This window comes from Streptomyces sp. NPDC051561 (genome assembly GCF_044454195.1).
Classification (GTDB): domain Bacteria; phylum Actinomycetota; class Actinomycetes; order Streptomycetales; family Streptomycetaceae; genus Streptomyces.
The window spans coordinates 129,951-145,086 of sequence record NZ_JBITDM010000008.1 but is presented as its reverse complement, the minus strand read 5'-3'; the positions used below and the strand labels follow the sequence as shown (position 1 = coordinate 145,086).

The 15,136-nt window shown below is 71.3% G+C and carries 12 protein-coding genes; 6 read left to right on the top strand and 6 right to left on the bottom strand.

The features are described from left to right. Positions 1-104: 104 nt before the first annotated feature. From ACIA73_RS20045 to ACIA73_RS20025, 5 genes are read right to left on the bottom strand one after another with little or no spacing between them, the layout of a single operon-like run. The gene (locus ACIA73_RS20045; protein ID WP_399439938.1) at positions 105-2,285 is read right to left on the bottom strand and encodes an MGH1-like glycoside hydrolase domain-containing protein; all 2,181 of its coding nucleotides are present in this window, start codon (positions 2,283-2,285) and stop codon (positions 105-107) included. Between the two features lie 2 nt (positions 2,286-2,287). Continuing rightward, on the bottom strand, positions 2,288-4,264 hold the full coding sequence (locus tag ACIA73_RS20040) for a beta-galactosidase (RefSeq protein WP_399439936.1): 1,977 nt from the start codon (positions 4,262-4,264) through the stop codon (positions 2,288-2,290). Further along, positions 4,261-5,148 carry a carbohydrate ABC transporter permease gene (locus ACIA73_RS20035; protein WP_399439935.1) on the bottom strand — a complete coding sequence of 296 codons (888 nt, stop codon included), beginning with the start codon at positions 5,146-5,148 and terminating at the stop codon, positions 4,261-4,263. Before ACIA73_RS20035 ends, ACIA73_RS20040 begins: the two co-directional genes overlap by 4 nt. Further along, complete coding sequence (locus ACIA73_RS20030) at positions 5,145-6,071, bottom strand: carbohydrate ABC transporter permease (RefSeq protein WP_399439934.1); 927 nt, start codon at positions 6,069-6,071, stop codon at positions 5,145-5,147. The genes ACIA73_RS20035 and ACIA73_RS20030 overlap by 4 nt, the downstream gene beginning before the upstream one ends. A 7-nt stretch (positions 6,072-6,078) precedes the next feature. Next, the gene (locus ACIA73_RS20025) at positions 6,079-7,419 is read right to left on the bottom strand and encodes an ABC transporter substrate-binding protein (RefSeq protein WP_399439933.1); all 1,341 of its coding nucleotides are present in this window, start codon (positions 7,417-7,419) and stop codon (positions 6,079-6,081) included. Between the two features lie 141 nt (positions 7,420-7,560). Between ACIA73_RS20025 and gcvPA the strand changes: the two genes are divergently transcribed. The 5 genes from gcvPA to ACIA73_RS20000 all read left to right on the top strand — a co-directional run bounded on the left by gcvPA (position 7,561) and on the right by ACIA73_RS20000 (position 13,470). After that, complete coding sequence (gene gcvPA, locus ACIA73_RS20020; RefSeq protein WP_399439932.1) at positions 7,561-8,979, top strand: aminomethyl-transferring glycine dehydrogenase subunit GcvPA; 1,419 nt, start codon at positions 7,561-7,563, stop codon at positions 8,977-8,979. Beyond that, positions 8,976-10,583, top strand: coding sequence for an aminomethyl-transferring glycine dehydrogenase subunit GcvPB (gcvPB, locus tag ACIA73_RS20015; protein ID WP_399439931.1), 1,608 nt, complete (start codon positions 8,976-8,978; stop codon positions 10,581-10,583). The genes gcvPA and gcvPB overlap by 4 nt, the downstream gene beginning before the upstream one ends. Positions 10,584-10,596: 13 nt before the next feature. Further along, on the top strand, positions 10,597-11,928 hold the full coding sequence (locus ACIA73_RS20010) for an ATP-NAD kinase family protein (RefSeq protein ID WP_399439930.1): 1,332 nt from the start codon (positions 10,597-10,599) through the stop codon (positions 11,926-11,928). A 59-nt stretch (positions 11,929-11,987) separates the two neighbouring features. Then, positions 11,988-12,734 (top strand): SDR family NAD(P)-dependent oxidoreductase, encoded by a 747-nt coding sequence (locus ACIA73_RS20005; RefSeq protein ID WP_399439929.1) that lies wholly within the window; start codon positions 11,988-11,990, stop codon positions 12,732-12,734. A 94-nt stretch (positions 12,735-12,828) separates the two neighbouring features. Next, positions 12,829-13,470 (top strand): GntR family transcriptional regulator, encoded by a 642-nt coding sequence (locus ACIA73_RS20000; protein ID WP_399439928.1) that lies wholly within the window; start codon positions 12,829-12,831, stop codon positions 13,468-13,470. A gap of 86 nt (positions 13,471-13,556) precedes the next feature. Here ACIA73_RS20000 and ACIA73_RS19995 read toward each other — a convergent pair whose 3' ends face one another. Continuing rightward, positions 13,557-13,979, bottom strand: coding sequence for a DUF350 domain-containing protein (locus tag ACIA73_RS19995; protein ID WP_399439927.1), 423 nt, complete (start codon positions 13,977-13,979; stop codon positions 13,557-13,559). Positions 13,980-14,156: 177 nt separating this feature from the next. On the opposite strand from ACIA73_RS19995, the gene ACIA73_RS19990 reads away from it, so the two are divergent. Beyond that, positions 14,157-14,996: a neocarzinostatin apoprotein domain-containing protein gene (locus ACIA73_RS19990; RefSeq protein ID WP_399439926.1), complete on the top strand. Its 840-nt coding sequence runs from the start codon at positions 14,157-14,159 to the stop codon at positions 14,994-14,996. Positions 14,997-15,136 lie beyond the last annotated feature (140 nt).

The window sequence follows — 15,136 nt, the reverse complement described above, 5'->3', positions numbered from 1 at the left end:
CACCCGGGACTTGATAGAAGACGCCCAACGCCACCGGCCCGCCCGCCCTCAGGGGCGAACAGGCCGGTGGCGTTGGGTGGTTGTGTGCCAGGGGTGCCGGGCGGCTACCTCTCCCGCGTCAGCATCGGCAGCAGCAGTGCCGCCGACCAGCTGAAGTTGGGGGAGTTCAGCGAAGCCCCGGTGAGCGGGTCGTAGTTCTCCATGATCGGGCCGTTCCCGGACAACCCTTGCGCGCGGGCGAGGAGTTGACCTGTCAGCGCGTTGGCGTCCTTCGCGTACCCGTACCGGCGCAGCCCCTCCTGTGCGAAGTACGCCTGATCCAGCCAGACCGGACCCCGCCAGTACTTCGTCGACTGGAAGTACGGTGAACTCCTGGACACCGTCGGGAACGGCACCTCGGTCGCGAACTCCGCCGGATCGCTCAGCTTCTCCCGCACCGCCCGCGCCTGCTCCTGGGACGCGGTCCCGCTCCACAGCGGAATCGCCCCCTCGATGCCCCGGCCGCGCACGGTCAGCAGCTCCTTGCCCCCGAGCGCCTTGTCGTAGAACCAGCCGGACCTCGCGTCATACATCTGCGTGCGTACGGCCGTGTGGGTCGCCCGTGACTTCGCCTCCCACCGCCCGGCCGCCGCCCGCTCCCCGAGCACACCGGCGATCTTCGCCAAGTACGCCTGATCAGCGGCCAGATAGGCGTTCAGGTCCACCGACTCCTGGTTGACGGAGTAGCCCACGACCCGGCCGGCCGCGTCCTTGTTGGGGACCACGGCGGTGCCCAGGGCCTTGTCGAAGCGCGGCGCGTTGTCCATACCGCTCTCCCAGGCAGCCGCCAGCCGCTGGTCCTCCGGTGTCCCGTTCGCCGGGTCGAGCGTCGCTCCGTACTCGGCCAGGCCGTTGCGGTCGTGGTCCCGGTTGCGGTACCACCACGCCTGGTAGGCGGCCAGCTTGGGATACATCTCCCGCAGGAAGCGCCGGTCGCCGGACTTCTCGTACACCTTCCAGACCGACCAGGCGGCCAGCGGCGGCTTCGAGTTGCGCTCGTTCCAGTTGCCGCCGCCCTGCCCGGGGTCGTTGTAGAAGACACAGTCGGGGAGCATCCCGGCGTCCTGCGGGCGCGCGGTGGAGTCCGCGCGTATCTGGTGGTCGAACATCGACCGGATCTGCTCCTGCGCCAGCTTCGGCTCGAAGCGGGCCGTGCCGACCGCCTGCTTCCAGGTGTCCCACGCCCACACCCCGCCGGCGAACCACTTGTAGGAGAGGGACGGGGTGATGCCGTCGTGCTCGATCCGGCCCGCCGCGCTCCGCCAGTTGGTGACCAGGGTCTCCAGGGACTTCACGGCGGTACGCCGCTGAGCCGCCGGCACCCCGCGCGTCACCGAGTCGACATAGCGATGCCAGCGTCCGTCCCCGGCGCGGGCCGTCGCATCGGGGCGCGCGAGCGCGGAACGTATCGCGGGCGCCTCACGGGTGCGCTCCGCCTCGGTGAAGGTGAACGACTCGGTCCAGTCGAAGGAGTGAGTGCGGCCGGGCCGAAGGGTGACGGGCGCGACGGCCTCGGTACGGTAGGTGTCGCCGTCGACGGTGGTACGGACCGGCTCGCGGTGGGTGATCTCGAAGCGCTCGGTGCCGTCGGTGAGGTAGTCCCAGGTCTCCCGCACCTTCGCGAAGTCCACCGCCGCACCGCGCGCGGTGGCCTTCAGCGCCGGGGCGTCCCGCATCGGGGCGTCGGCGGGCCGCAGCAACTTCCCGGTCCAGCCCGCGTCGAGGGTGCGGGTCGCGCGTCCCTCGTTGCGGATCTCGGCCCGGACCAGCGCGGTGCGCTGCGAGGAGAAGCGGAGCTCCAGGGTCAGGCGCAGACCGCGCCCGAGGTCGTACGACTGGAGCAACCGGCCCGGCTGGGAGGTGAAGCGAGGCGCGCCGCCCGCCGCGAGGTCCAACGCCTGCCCGGACTCGGTGAGCCGGATACGGCTGAAGGCGTTGCTCAGCCACCACGGGTACTCCTGCGCGAGGTACAGCGGTCCGGTGAAACCGCCGTACGAGGCGGTGTCGCCGGACCTGGGGAGCGCGTAGGCGTGCCAGGCGCCCCGGTCGGCGAAGACGTTCACCGGGTTGTTGTCCTCGGCGTCGCCGGGGAGCGCGACGGTGGGGGAGCCCTGCCGGTCGAGCACATCGGAGTAGTCGACCGGTCCCGGCGGCACGGAGGAGGCGGGGGCCGCGAGGGCTCCGGCGAGCAGGGTGCCGGAGAGGAGGGCCACCGCGAGGGCGGAGGTACGGGGGCGGAGGGGCATGGTCACCTGTCTTCTCGAAGGGATTTCAGTGGGTGGACGACCAGCGCGCCGCGCGGCCCGAGCCGTGCGACACGGCCCGTCCGCGCACCGGTGAGCAGGTCGTGTCCGGGAACGCAGGGGCAGTCGGTCTCCCGGTCGCCGTGGTTGAGCAGGAAGAGATACGGGCCGCGCCGGACCGCCTCCACCCCGTCGGGCACCGGCCCGTCGAGCACCGGAAGCACCTCCGCCTCGGTCAGCGCCCCGTCGAGCACCGGCCCGATGCCCGCCCCCAGGTGGCAGCCGACGTACCGCGCACTGCCCCTGCCGTAGGAGTGGCGGGTGACGGCGGGCAGCCCGGTGAGCACACCCGAGGTGTACGTCGCGAGGGTCTGCGCCCCCTCGGTCACCAGCCACTCGCTCCACCAGGTGGCCTCGGCGTCCGGCCCCACTCCCACACGGTCCCCGTCCGGTATCGGCCAGAACTCGTCGACGACGACCCCGAGCACCTCCCGCAGCGGCCCCGGCGCGCCCCCGTCGTGCAGGTGGTCGTGCCCGTCGACGACCCCGCTGAACGGCCCGCACACCAGCCGTCCGCCGTCCCGGACGTACGCCGCGATCCGCTCGGCGTGCTCGCTCCGCAGCAGATACAGGTTGGGAGCGAGCACCAGGCGGTACGCCGACAGATCTCCGTACGGCGGTACGAAGTCCACCGTGATCCCGCGCGCGTGCAGGGCCTCGTACCAAGGACGCAGCAGTTCCCGCCAGCGCATCCGCTCCGAGGGATGGTCGGTGCCTTCGAGCGCCCACCAGGACTCCCAGTCGAGGACGAGCGCCACCTGGGCGGATATCCAGGTGCCCGCGACCTCCGCGAGCCGCCCCAGCTCCGCCCCGAAGCGGACGGTCTCCCGCCAGCCGCGCGCGTCGGTGCCCCGGTGCGGCAGCATCGCGCTGTGGAACTTCTCCGCGCCCGCCCGGGACTGCCGCCACTGGAAGTACATGATCCCGTCGGCGCCGCGGGCGAGTGCCTGGAGGGACCAGAGGCGTTGCAGGCCGGGAGGTTTGGGGGTGTTCACCGTCCGCCAGCTCACCGCCGAGGGCGCCTGCTCCAGGAGGAGCCACGGTTTGCCGCCCTTGAGGGAGCGCATCAGGTCGTAGTTCAGGGCGGCGTTGAGGTGGGCCCGGGGATCGGCCGGGTCGGGGTAGGCGTCGTCCGAGACGACGTCCTCGTGCCTCGCCCACTCCCAGTAGTCCAGGGACTCCATCATCGACATGAAGTTGGTGGTGGCGGGGATGTCGGGGGTGAGCTCGCGCAGGACCTCCCGCTCATGGCGGTGCAGCCTCAGCAGGGCGTACGAACAGAACCGGCGCCAGTCCAGGACCTGGGTGGGGTTCACCGGCCCCGGGGCGGTGCGCGGCGGCTCTATCTCGTGGAAGGAGCCGTAGTGCTGCGACCAGAAGGACGTCCCCCAGGCGTGGTTGAGCGCGGCGATGTCCGCGTAGCGCTTCCGCAGCCACCTGCGGAAGTGGGCGGCGGACGCCTCGCAGAAGCACTCGGTGATGTGGTCGCCGTACTCGTTGTGGATGTGCCACATGGCGAGCGCGGGATGGTTCGCGTAGCGCGCGGCGAGCTTGCGGACCAGACGTGCGGCAGCTCGTTGGTAGGTGTCCGAGGACGGGCAGTAGTGCTGCCGTGAGCCGAACTCCAGGCGGACCCCGTCGGCGGTGACCGGCAGTACCTCCGGGCTCGCGCGCACCAGCCAGGCCGGCGGGGAGGCGGTCGCGGTGGCCAGGTCGACGGCGATCGAGTGCTCTGCCATCAGGTCCATCAGCCGGTCCAGCCAGCCGAAGTCCCACCTCGTGGGACGCGGTTGGAGCTTCGCCCAGGAGAACACCCCCACCGTCACCATCGTGACGCCCGCCTCCCGCATCAGCCTGGCGTCCTGGGCCCACACCTCCTCGGGCCACTGCTCCGGGTTGTAGTCGCCGCCGTACTGGATCACTGCTTCACCGCCCCGCCGAGCAGCCCGGAGATGAACTGCCGCTGGAAGCAGAGGAAGAGGGCCATCAGGGGCAGGGTGGCGAGCAGCGAGCCGAGCATCAGGCCGGAGTAGTCGATGCGGGTCAGACCGGTCAGGGTGTTGAGCGCGACGGGCACGGTGTACTTGTCCTCCGAGTTCAGCATCAGCAGCGGCCAGATGAAACTGTTCCACGCACTCATGAAGGTGAAGATCACCAGGGCCCCCAACTGCGGCCGCACACACGGCAGTACGACCGTGAAGAAGGTGCGCACCTCGCCGGAGCCGTCGATCCGCGCGGACTCCAGGAGTTCGTCCGGGAAGTCCAGGAAACCCTGGCGCATCAGCAGAATGCCGAACGAGCTGGCCAGGAACGGCAGGATCACCGCCTGGTACGAGTTCACCCAGCCCAGCGACGCCATCATCTGGAACAGCGGCACCAGCAGCACCTGGAACGGGATCATCATCGTCGCCAGGACCACCCCGAGCAGCAGCCCCCGCCCCCGGAACCGGAACTTCGCCAGCCCGTACCCGCACATCGCGGAGACCAGCGAGCTGAGCACCGTGTGCACGAGCGCGATGCCCAGGGAGTTGAGCATCACCCGGCCGAAGCCGATGGTCTCCTCCAGCCGGGCCAGATTGTCCAGGAGCCGGCCTCCGGGCAGGAACGGCGGAGGGGAGTGGAACAGCTCCGAGGTCGACCGGGTCGAGGCGACGGCCATCCAGAGGAACGGCACCAGACTCACCACCGCCCCGGCCACCAGCACCAGCCCCGCGCCGAAACCGGCCAGCCTGTGCAGCGGGCTCCGCCGCCGCGTCACCGCCGGGCTCTTCGCCACGGCCGGACTTCTCACCACGGTGGTACTCATCGGCGCCGCTCCCGTCCGAACAGGAAGTACTGGGCCACGGACAGCACCGCGATGATCGCGACCACCACCCAGGCGATGGCCGCCGCATAGCCGAAGTCCAGCTGCTGGAAGCCGGTCTTGTAGAGGTAGACGACGGGGGAGAGGGTGGCGTTGTCGGGGCCGCCCCTGGTGAGGACGTAGTTCTCGTCGAAGAGCTGGAGAGTGCCGATGGTGGAGGTGACCGCGCAGAACAGGATCACCGGCCGCAACTGCGGGACGATCACCTTGCGGTACGTCGTGAAGGTCCCCGCCCCGTCCAGTGCCGCCGCCTCGTACTGCTCCTTGCCGATCGACTGGAGTCCGGCGAGCAGGATCACCGCGTTGTAGCCGGTCCACCGCCAGGTGAGCGAGCCGATCAGCGAGATGCGGGCCCAGGCCGGGTCGTTGAGCCAGTCGACGGGGCTCAGCCCGAGCAGGGTGAGGAACTGGTTCGCCAGCCCGCCGTCCGTGCGCAGCAGCACCTGGAAGACCACGGCGTACGCGACCAGTGTGGTCACGGCGGGCAGGAAGTACAGCGTCCGCCAGGTGCCGCGGAAGCGCAGCCAGGACTGGTTGAGGAGGCCCGCCAGCATCAGCGCGAGCACCACCATCACCGGGACCTGGACGAGCAGGATCAGCGCGACATTGAACAGCGACTCCAGGAACGCCGGATCGTCGATCATCCGCCGGTACTGCTGGAGCCCCACCCACACCGAGGCCCCGTCGCGCTCCGAGGTGAAGCTCTGCCACAGGCTCGCACCGAGCGGGTACGCGAAGAACACGGCGAACAGCACGGCGGCGGGCCCCGCGAACAGCCAGGGCACGCCCCGCAGGCGCTTCCTGCGGGGCGGCGCCTTCGGTGAGGCGGCGCCGGTGACGGGGAGGGTGGTCGTGGGAGCGGCCATCGGCTGATCAGCCCGCGATCCGCGGCCGGCCGGTGGCGGCGGCGATCTGTCCGGCGGCCGTGTCCAGGGCCTCCTCGGGGTTCTTGTCGCGCAGCAGGATGCCGGTGATCGTCGAGTACATGATGTCGGTCGCCTTGGCGCCGTCCTTGTTGTACTCGACGGGCGGGGTCGAGGGGGCCAGCCGGGCGAAGACCTGGAGAGCGGGCTGCCCGCCGAAGTACTCCTGCGGACTGCTCAGATACGGGTCGGCGAGCGCGGGCAGGTAGGCGGGGAAGAGGCCCTCGTTCTTGAGCATGGACACCTGGTTCGGGGCGCTCGCCAGCAGGAACTCGACGAAGGCCCACGCGAGTTCGGGGTTCTTGCTCTGCGCGGGTACGGAGAGGACCGAGCCGCCGCTGTTCGAGGTGCGGACACCGCCGGCGTCGAAGGCGGGCAGCGGCATCACCCCGAACCTCCCCTTCAGCTCGGGCATGTCGGACAGCAGGGTGCCCATCCACCAGGCGGCGGTCGCCGTGGTGGCCGCCTTGCCCTCCTTGGTGCCGGTGACCAGTCCGTCCCACTGCTTCTGGTAGTCGACCAGCCCCTTGTCCGCGAGCGTCTTGAGCAGGGTCGCGGCCCGGATGCCCTCGGGGGTGTCGACGGCGACTTGGCCGTCCCGGTAGAAGTGCTGGCCCTGCTGCTGGAGCAGCATCGCGAAGGTGGAGTCCTCCACCGGGTCGAGGATCAGCATCTTTCGGCCGGTGCGCTTCTTCAGCTGTTCACCGGCGGCGACGAAGTCGTCCCAGGTCCTGATCCGGTCGGCGGTGATCCGGGCCGCGCGGAAGTAGTCCGTCCGGTAGTAGAGACCGCACGGCCCGATGTCCCACGGCAGGGCGACCACCTTGCCCTGCGGGTTCACCACTGTTTTCCACGCCGCCTTGTCGAAGTCCTTCTGATGCGGTCCCGCGAGCTTGGTCAGATCGTGGAAACCTCGCGGGAAGGTCCCCATGTACGTCGCCATCCGGGGGCCTTCGACGGTCAGCACGTCCGCCAGTCCCGACCCGCCGCGCAGACCCACGGTGATCTTGTCGTAGGCGCTGTCGTATCCGATGTCGGTGACCTTGACGGTGGCTCCCGGGTGCTTCTGCTCGAAGTCGGCCGCCAGTCGCTGCATCGCCTTCGCGGCCACGTCCCAGGACCAGACGGTGATCGACCCCTTGAGCTGCCGGCCGGCGCCGCCCTTCACCTCCGGAGCCTTTCCGCCGCCCTTGTCACCGGTACCCCCGGTGGCGCAGCCGCCGAGCGCGGCCGTGACTCCGGCCGCCAGCCCGGATGCCAGAACTGCCCTTCGTTCAGGTCGAGTTGACACCCTTGTCTCCTGCCGTCGGAATACCTAATGCTGTATACAGAACACTGAATGACGCATCCCTGCGTCAAGAGGTCGTACGTCAACTGCCCCTGAAATCACCGGAGCCCGCTCCGGCCTTTCACCGCACGCGGAAGGCGCGGCATGACCCCACCCGAGAAGTCTCCCCAGGCCCCGGCGGTGCCCCAGGCATCCGGGCCGGTGGCCCACCCCTACATTCCCAACTCGGTCCCCGCCGTCAGGCGGGCGATGCTGGACGCGGTCGGCGTCGCCGGCGTCGAGGACTTCTACGCGGACATCCCGGAGGGAATCCGGCTCCGCCGCCCCCTGGACCTGCCCGCCCCCCTACGGTCCGAGGCCCGACTGACGCGCCACATGGAGGAGTTGCTGCGACGCAACACCCCCGCCTCGCACTTGCTCAGCTTCCTCGGCGGCGGCTGCTACCCGCACCACGTACCCGCCGTCGTCGACGAGGTGATGGGCCGCAGCGAATTCCTCACCGCCTACGCCGGTGAACCGTACGAGGACCACGGCCGCTTCCAGACCATGTGGGAGTACCAGTCGCTGATGGCGGAGCTCCTCGATGTGGACGTCGTCAACGTCCCGGTGTACGACGGCTTCCAGGCCGCCGGGACCGCTCTGCGCATGGCGGGCCGCGTCACCGGCCGCCGCACGCTGCTGATCAGCGGCGACATCGACCCGGACAAACTCTCCAAGATCCGCGACTACGTCCGCCCGGACCACGAGGTGGTGCTGCTGCCCGCCGACCCGGCGACCGGACGCGCCGACCTCGCCGCCGTACGGGAGGCCCTGGCGGCCGGGGGTGTGGCGGCGCTCTACACCGAGGCGCCGAACCGGCTGGGCCTGGTCGACGAAGCGCTGCCCCCGATGGGCGAACTCGCCCACGAGGCGGGCGCGTTGTACGTCGTCGGCTGCAACCCGATCTCGCTGGGAGTGCTGGCCCCGCCGTCCTCGTACGGCGCCGACCTCACCTGTGGTGACATCCAGCCGCTCGGCATCCGGATGAGCTACGGCGGCGGCAACGCCGGCTTCATCGGCGCGCGGGACGAGGAGCGCCTGGTGGCCGAGTACCCGACCCGGCTCTTCGGGCTGGTGCCCACCGAGGTCGAGGGCGAGTACGGCTTCGGTGACGTGGCCTACGAGCGGACCTCCTTCGCGGTCCGTGAGGAGGGCAAGGAGTGGGTCGGCACGGCCGCCGCGCTGCACGGCATCGGGGCCGGGGTCTACCTCGCGCTGATGGGGCCGCAGGGAATGCGGGACATCGGCGAGACGATCCTCGCCCACACGGCGTACGCCAAACAGCGCCTGGCCCGGATCCCCGGAGTGGAGATCCCGCAGTCCGACGCCGTCCACTTCGCGGACTTCCCGGTGCGGTTCACCGGCGGTCGCGACGTCGCCGAGATCCACGCCGACCTGCTCGAACGCTCCATCCACGGCGGCATCCCGCTGTCCGCCGACCGGGCCCTGTACTGCGTCACCGAAGTCCACACCAAGGCCGACATCGACGAACTGGCCGACGCCCTGGAGGAGATCGTCAAGTGAGCGCCCACCCCGCAGCAGGCCCGGCCGCCGTCTCGGCCGAGGACGCCCGCATCGCCGCCAAGCCCGCACTGCGCCGCTTCCACCAGGCGTCCTGGGACGAGAAGCTGATCTTCGAACTCGGGTCACCGGGCGAGCGCGGCGTCCTCGTCCCGGCCGTCGACCCGGCGATCACCGAAGCACTCGGCGGCCTGGCCGAGGCCCCCGCCGCCCTCCGCCGGCGCACCCCGCCCGCACTCCCGGAGATCGGCCAGCAGCAGGTCCTGCGCCACTACCTCCGGCTCTCCCAGGAGACGCTGGGCGCGGACCTCAACGTCGACGTGGGGCAGGGCACCTGCACCATGAAGTACAGCCCCAAGGTCAACGACCGCTTCGTCAGCGACGAACGCGTCGCGGGCCTGCACCCCCTCCAGGACACCTCCACCGTGCAGGGCGTACTGGCCGTGCTGCACCGCCTCGAAGGACTCCTCCGCGAGGTCTCCGGCATGGACAGGGTCTCCCTCCAGCCCGGCGCCGGCTCCGCCGCCATCTACGCCAACGTGGCCATGATCAGGGCGTACTTCGCCGACCGCGGCGAGGCGGACCGGCGCGACGAGATCATCACCACGATCTTCTCCCACCCCTCCAACGCCGCCTGCGCCAAGACCGCGGGCTTCAAGGTGATCACCCTGCACCCCGACGCCGACGGTTACCCCGACATCGAGGCCCTCAGGGCCGCCGTCGGTCCCCGCACCGCCGCCCTCCTCATCACCAATCCCGAGGACACCGGCATCTACAACCCCCGGATCGCCGACTTCGTCCGCATCGTCCACGAGGCGGGCGGGCTGTGCGCGTACGACCAGGCCAACGCCAACGGCATCCTCGGCATCACCAGGGCCCGCGAGGCGGGCTTCGACCTGTGCCACTTCAACCTGCACAAGACGTTCTCCACCCCGCACGCGTGCGGCGGCCCGGCGGCCGGCGCCTGTGGAGTGACGGAGGCCCTGGGCCCCTATCTCCCGCGCCCCACCGTCGAGTTCGACGGCGAGCGCTACTGGCTGGACGACGACCGCCCGCACTCGGTCGGCAAGATCCGCCCGTACCACGGCGTCGTCCCCAACCTGGTGCGTGCCTACGCCTGGATCATGTCGATGGGCGCCGAAGGTCTGCGCGAGGTCGCCGAGACCGCCGTCCTCAATAACAACTACCTGCTGCATCTGGTCCAGCAGATCCGCGGCGTCTCGGTGCCGTACGCGGCGGGCCGGCCCCGGGTGGAGCAGGTGCGGTACAGCTGGCAGCGGCTGCACGAGGACACCGGCATCCACAGCGAGCAACTGGGCGTCAGGGCAGCCGACTTCGGCACCCACTACTGGACGAGCCATCACCCGTACGTGGTCCCCGAACCGATGACCCTGGAGCCCACCGAGTCATACTCCCGGGCGGACCTGGACGAGTATGCGGCGATCCTCTCCGAGGTCGCGCGGGAGGCGTACGAGGACCCGGAGACCGTCCGGACCGCGCCGCACCGCTCCACCATCCACCGGGTCAGGCCGCAAGCGCTGGACGACCCGGCGCGGTGGTCGCCGAGCTGGCGAACGTACCGGCGGAAGGTCGTGGAGGGCGCATGACGGGGTGGGGCGGGTGACCGGGGGCGGGGCAGCGACACGCCCCCGGGTGGTCGGGCTGGTGGTCAACCCGGTCGCGGGGCTCGGCGGCCGGGTCGGTCTTGAGGGCAGCGACGGTACGGCCACCCAGCGGCGCGCTCTGCAGTTGGGGGCGGCGCCGCACGCGGGGGAGCGGGCGGCGGTGGCGCTGGCCGAACTGTCCTGCCGGTACGCGGAGTGCGCGCCGCCGGGCGTCCGGTTCGACGTGCTGACGGCTGCCGGGCGGATGGGGGAGGAGGCGGTGCGGGCGGCCGGGCTGGTGCCCGGGGTGGTGTACGCCGCCGGGGGTGCCGGGCCCGGGGGCGGTGCCGCATCACCCGGGGCGGCCGGGGGCGCCTCGGTGCACCGTGTCCGCCCGGGAGCCACCGGGGCCCAGGACACCGTCGCCGCCGTACGCGCGCTGGTCGCCCAGGGCGCCGAACTGATCCTCTTCGCAGGCGGCGACGGCACCGCCCGCGATGTGCTCGCGGCCGTCGGCGAGGCGGGCGGCATTCCCGTCCTCGGCATCCCGACCGGGGTCAAAATGCACTCGGCGGTGTTCGCGGTGAACCCGCGCGCCGCGGGGGAGGTCGCCGCCGCCTGGCTGAACGGCCGGGGAAAGGTGGGCCTGCGTGAGGCCGAGGTGATGGACCGCGACGAGGCGCGCCTGCGCGAGGGCCGTCTCGCCTCCCGGCTGTACGGCTGGCTCCCGGTGCCGTACGTTCCCGTCCGCGTCCAGCAGCGCAAGGCGGGCTCCACGGCGGCCTCCCCGGAAACGGTCAGCTCGATCGCCGCCGAACTCGCCTCCCGCCCCGCACCCGGCGACCTCCTCGCGCTCGGCCCAGGCACCACCACCCGCGCGGTCGCCGCCGCGCTCGGCGCCGACATCCCCCTGACCGGGGTGAGCCTGCTCAGCCACGAGCACCCCGGCCGGACGGTGACGGCCGCCCCCGGCGCCGGCCCCCGCCCGCCGACGCCCACCGGGGCACCCCCCTCGGCCCCGCCCCCGTACCGCCTCCTCGCCACCCACCTCTCCTCGGACCAGCTCCTCGCCCACCTCGCCGCCCGCCCCGCGCACCTCGCTCTCTCGCCCATCGGCGGCCAGGGGTTCCTCCTGGGGCGGGGCAACCAGCAGCTCTCCCCGGAGGTGCTGCGGGCCGTCGGCGACGACCGGCTGCACGTCCTGTGCACGGAGGCCAAGCTCGCCGCACTCCACGGGCGGCCCCTCCTCGTCGACACCGGCGACGACGCCCTCGACGCCGCACTCTGCGGATACCGCCGGGTGATCACCGGGCTCGGCCGTACCGCCCTCTACCGGATCACCGGCTGAACCGGCCGAGTGCCTCCCCACGACCACACAAGACACCCCACCACCACGGGAGAAGCCTCATGATCGACCTCACCGGCAAGCGCGCCCTCGTCACCGGCGGCGGCGCGGGCATCGGACGCGCCACCGCCCTGCTGCTCGGAGAACTCGGGGCCCGCGTCCTCGTCGCCGACATCGACACCGACGGAGGCGAGGCCACCGCCAAGGAGGCGGGCGGCGTCTTCGTACGGTGCGACGTCTCACGGCGTACCGACTGCGAGGAAGCCGTACGCACCGCGCGGGACCAACTCGGCGGCGTGGACGTGCTGTTCAACAACGCCGGCATCATCCGCAGGTCCACCGTCTGCGAGATCGCCGACGACGACTGGGACCTGGTGATGGCCGTCAACATCCGGTCGGTCATGCTGATGTCGCGGCTGGTGATTCCCGGGATGGCGGCGCAGGGCGGCGGGTCCATCATCAACACCGGCTCGGGGTGGGGGATATCCGGCGGGGCGCGGGCGGTCTCGTACTGCGCCTCCAAGGGCGCCGTGGTCAACATGACCCGCGCCATGGCCATCGACCACGGCCCCGACCTCGTCCGCGTCAACTGCGTCTGCCCCGGCGACACCGCCACCGGGATGCTCGCCGAGGAGGCCCGTCAGCTCGGCGAACGCGCCGACGCCTTCTACGAGGAGGCCGCGGAACGGCCCCTGGGACGTATCGGACAGCCCCGTGACATCGCCCGGACCGTCGCCTTCCTCGCCTCCGACGCCGCCGCCTTCATCAGCGGCGCGGTCATTCCCGTCGACGGCGGCGGCACGGCGTGAGAGCGGGCCGGTGACACCGGGCCCGGCCACCCGAGGTACGGCCGGGCCCGTGGTGGCCGATAATCTTCAGGCAACGAGGGGAAGGGCCGCCGACATGCCAATCGAGAACCGCCCACTGCGCGAGCAGGTCAAGGAAGAGCTGATCAGACGGCTCGGGCGCGGCACCATCCCGACCGACGAACCCCTCAACGAGGGCCGCCTCGCCACCGAACTGGGGGTCAGCCGCACGCCGTTGCGGGAGGCGCTGATCTCGCTGGAACGCGAGGGGCTGATCACCAGCGAGCGTGGCAAGGGGTTCCGGTTCGCACCGATGAGCGCCCAGGAGTTCCGCGACCTCACCACCATCGTCGCCACCCTCGAATCGCTGGCACTCGAATCCAGCGACCCGGCCCAGCTCGCCGGGCTCGCACCGAAGTTGCTGGAGCAGGCCCGCGCCTTCTCCGCCCCGCAGGCACCGCACGACGTCATCGAACGGTACGACGACGCCTGGCACGCCCTGCTGCTCTCCGGCTGCCCGAACGCCCGCCTGATGGATCTGATCGCCTCACTGAAGCTGACCATGCACCGCTACGAACAGGTGGCGCTGGGCGACCAGGACGTACTGGAACGCTCCGCCGAGGAACACGAGCGGATCGCCGAGTGCCTGGTGCGCGGCGACGTGACGCAGGCGGTCGCGGCACTCAAGGAGAACTGGAACAGCGGCATGGACCGCATCCTGGAACGCCTCGCGCCGTGAATGACATGAGACGACGGCTCTGAACGCCCGCATGCCGGAACGCCCCGCCCACTCAGTGGGCGGGGCGTTCCGGAAGCGGTACGTCGTCAGGCGATCGACGCCGAGATGATCGCCGCCACCGCGATGTTGCACGACGCCGTCACCCACACCGCGGGGTGCGGCTCCTCCTCCACCAGCGTCGCGCCCAGCTTGCCGGGCGTGACCAGGTCCACCACCCAGAACGCCACCGCCATCATCACCAGGCCCAGCAGGCCGAACACGGCCGTGGACACCAGGCCCTTGCCGAAGTCGTTGTAGGTGGTCCAGATCGAGGTGAAGACGATCCCGCCGATGCCGAGCAGCGCCGAACTGAGCAGCAGCGACGCGTTGCGGTTGCGCTGCTCCCAGATCTGCTTGCCGAGCTTGCCCGGAGTCAGCGCGTCCACCAGGAAGATGCCCAGGGTCAGCAGTACGACGCCGAGGGCACCGTAGGCGGCGGTGCGGCCAAGTCCATTGACGATGTCGTCCATTGAGAAGTCAGTCTCCGCGAGTAATGAGGCAGGTGTTGAGGGAGACGCAAAACCTATCGCACGGGTACCACGGGGCGTCATGGGCCTGACGCAAACCGTGCCCGGACCGTTGTGTCCCTGTGCCACCATGGTGCCGCCCTGCCCACAGGGGCGGGCGTGACCACAGGGGGGACCTGTATGCGTAGGTACACGGACGGACTGGTGCAGAGATCCCGCAGGGCCGTCGCGGGAGCCGGGCTCGCGGCCGGAGCGCTGCTGTTGTCGCTGGTGGGGATGGGACCGGGGGTTGCCGCGGCCACCGAGGGAGCGGACGGGGCCGGGCCTCAGCTCAACGTGCAGCGGACCACCGGGCTGCGGGACGGCGACATCGCCACCTTCCGGATCACCGGGGGGCCCGCCAAGCAGTATGTGTGGGTGATGATGTGCGCCGCCCACGCGGCGGAGGCCACCTGCGACGACGACACCCGGCGGCAGTTCCGGGTGCTGCCGGACGGAACGTTCAGCAAGTCGCCGAAGAAGCTCTACTCCCAGCTGGAGACGCCGTCCGGGAAGGTCGACTGCCGGGTGGCGGCCGAGCCGTGCGAGCTGGCCATGTTCGACAACAACGGCAACCTGCTGACCTCCACCCCGCTGAGCTTCCTGCCGGACGCGACTCTGGAAGCCGCACCGACCTTCCGGATCGAACCGAACCGGAAGCTCCAGCACGGGCAGCAGGTCACCGTGACCGGGCGGGGCTACGAGCCGCAGTACCACTTCCTGGTCGTCCAGTGCATGGCCGGTGCGATCGGCTACGACGACTGCACCAGTGGACCGCGCCCGCCCGCGACGGACGACAAGGGGCGGCTGAAGCGCGAGGTCACCGTCCAGGCCTCCTTCACCACCCGGACCGGCCGGACCGTCGACTGCCGGCCCAGGGGGGCCTGTGAGCTGGTGGCGTTCGCCTCCAGGGTGCGCGGACCCGAGAGCGTACGGGCAACCCTGCGGATCGATCCCGCGCAGCCACTGCCGACTCCGTAACGGTCGCCGGCCACCTGTGAACGGGGGGGGGGGGGGGGGGGGGGGGGGGGGGGGGGGGGGGGGGGGGGGGGGGGGGGGGGGGGGGGGGGCGGGGGGGCGGCCCCGGGGGGGGGCGCCGGGCCGGCGGGGCGGGGGGCGGG

Excerpts from the sequence above, each read along its gene's own strand:
- ACIA73_RS20045 (WP_399439938.1), bottom strand. The coding sequence starts at position 2,285 with ATGCCCCTCCGCCCCCGTACCTCCGCCCTCGCGGTGGCCCTCCTCTCC.
- ACIA73_RS20035 (WP_399439935.1), bottom strand. The coding sequence starts at position 5,148 with ATGAGTACCACCGTGGTGAGAAGTCCGGCCGTGGCGAAGAGCCCGGCG.
- ACIA73_RS20030 (WP_399439934.1), bottom strand. The coding sequence starts at position 6,071 with ATGGCCGCTCCCACGACCACCCTCCCCGTCACCGGCGCCGCCTCACCG.
- gcvPA (WP_399439932.1), top strand. The coding sequence starts at position 7,561 with ATGACCCCACCCGAGAAGTCTCCCCAGGCCCCGGCGGTGCCCCAGGCA.
- ACIA73_RS20005 (WP_399439929.1), top strand. The coding sequence starts at position 11,988 with ATGATCGACCTCACCGGCAAGCGCGCCCTCGTCACCGGCGGCGGCGCG.
- ACIA73_RS20000 (WP_399439928.1), top strand. The coding sequence starts at position 12,829 with ATGCCAATCGAGAACCGCCCACTGCGCGAGCAGGTCAAGGAAGAGCTG.
- ACIA73_RS19995 (WP_399439927.1), bottom strand. The coding sequence starts at position 13,979 with ATGGACGACATCGTCAATGGACTTGGCCGCACCGCCGCCTACGGTGCC.
- ACIA73_RS19990 (WP_399439926.1), top strand. The coding sequence starts at position 14,157 with ATGCGTAGGTACACGGACGGACTGGTGCAGAGATCCCGCAGGGCCGTC.